Genomic DNA, 1,508 nt, shown 5'->3' on the forward strand with positions numbered 1-1,508 from the left:
GGCGATGTCAATAGTCCATGGATCAGGTTTGAAACTGAATTTCGGGCGGGCGATATAGAAATTCCCTTAGATGTTTTGCTTTATCCCGGTTCGTATCTTGGTGGTGCTTATCCGATATGTACGGCGATATTCAAAACAGAAGCCAAGCGGATGGATGCCAAGACAGAAACAGTAAATCTATCTTTCGATCACAAACTGTTTCATGCGCGTAATCAAGTTGGAAAAATGGTTAATTTCCTCCGCGATATAGGCTGGGATGATACAAAAATCGTCGATGAACTTGTAAAAGGCATTGAAGGTTATCCCAAAGGGTTACAACCTGAACAATACGATTGTAGAGATCAGACACAAAAGATTCAGTATATACACGAAGAGCAAAAAGCAATTGATGATTTGAACATGCAAACATTACTTGATGATTTGCTTGATGAGAAAGAAACCGCATTCCCACAAGACAGGGAAAAACAACACATTAAAGACATCGAACTCGAAGAGAAAATTATTTCAAATTTTTTAAACAAGTAAAGGAAATTCAAAATGTTTGAGCAAAGCCAAGTAACCACGTATTCAGCAACCCTGTTGGGCGCAAAACAATTTAAAGGCGAAATCGACGGTAACAAAATCGATTCTTGCACAGTTTTGGTAGCCAGCCCCATGCCTTCAAACGGCAATGCCGTAGGCTTTACCGCGGCAAGCATGAAGTTTGGCGATAGCCATAATTTCGACAAGCTGAAAAATCTTAAATTTCCTTGTGCGGTTGATGTAACCGTCGCCATGGAATCAACCGGTAAAGGCCTCGTTCCTAAATTGCTTGATTTCCAAGTTAAAGGCGCAACGCCCAAAGCCTAAGAAAGGCTGAATCATGAGTAAGTATCAGCAAAAATTTATTGTTCAAGAACTTGAAAATCATGAATTCATCTATCCCGATCCATTCGGCGATATTGGCTTTACGCCCAATATTAAATCTGCCGGTCAGTATGAAAGCTATGAAGACGCTTTCAGTTCGGCGATTGAAGAAATCGGCGGCGAATTTTTAATTTTCAGTTTTTATACAAAAGAAGATTAAGTTTAAGAGGCTCGGCGGGCGGTCTCTAAAACCTTCACATAGCCCGCAAACACATTTTTTTTAAACATTTCGTTAAGGAAAACATCATGAAGTTGATGAACACTTGCCGTAAATACGGCGCAAAACTGGCCGTTGTTGCCGCTGCACCTCTGGCTTTCGCTACTCAAGCTTGGGCCGAAGTACCTGAAAGCGTTAAAACCGACCTTGCTACTGCCAAAACTGATGCGTTATCCGTTGCGGCCATCGTACTGGGTATTATCGCTTCAATCTTCGCTATCCAGCTGATCCGCCGCGTATTGCGCTAATTTGAAGCATATTTCAGACGACCCCTTAAAGGTCGTCTGAATACTAATTGACATGAGTATTTAATAATGGGCTACCAAGTCGGAAATAATTGTTATGCAACCCGTCAGGATGCCGAAAACGTCTATTTCAGTTTAGT

General features: G+C 41.4%; 4 protein-coding genes. All 4 read left to right on the forward strand.

Annotated features, from left to right (window positions below; genetic code table 11):
• Positions 1–525 (forward strand): replication initiation factor domain-containing protein (locus HMPREF2551_RS00070; protein ID WP_210400270.1); only part of this gene is annotated, 525 nt, incomplete at its 5' end.
• Positions 526–537: 12 nt separating this feature from the next.
• Positions 538–849 carry a hypothetical protein gene (locus HMPREF2551_RS00075; RefSeq protein WP_070836706.1) on the forward strand — a complete coding sequence of 104 codons (312 nt, stop codon included), beginning with the start codon at positions 538–540 and terminating at the stop codon, positions 847–849.
• A 13-nt stretch (positions 850–862) separates the two neighbouring features.
• Positions 863–1,066, forward strand: coding sequence for a hypothetical protein (locus HMPREF2551_RS00080; protein ID WP_049336678.1), 204 nt, complete (start codon positions 863–865; stop codon positions 1,064–1,066).
• Between the two features lie 86 nt (positions 1,067–1,152).
• Positions 1,153–1,371, forward strand: coding sequence for a major capsid protein (locus HMPREF2551_RS00085; protein WP_070836707.1), 219 nt, complete (start codon positions 1,153–1,155; stop codon positions 1,369–1,371).
• Positions 1,372–1,508: the final 137 nt, after the last annotated feature.

The sequence above is a fragment of the Neisseria sp. HMSC066H01 genome, assembly GCF_001837375.1.
GTDB lineage: Bacteria > Pseudomonadota > Gammaproteobacteria > Burkholderiales > Neisseriaceae > Neisseria.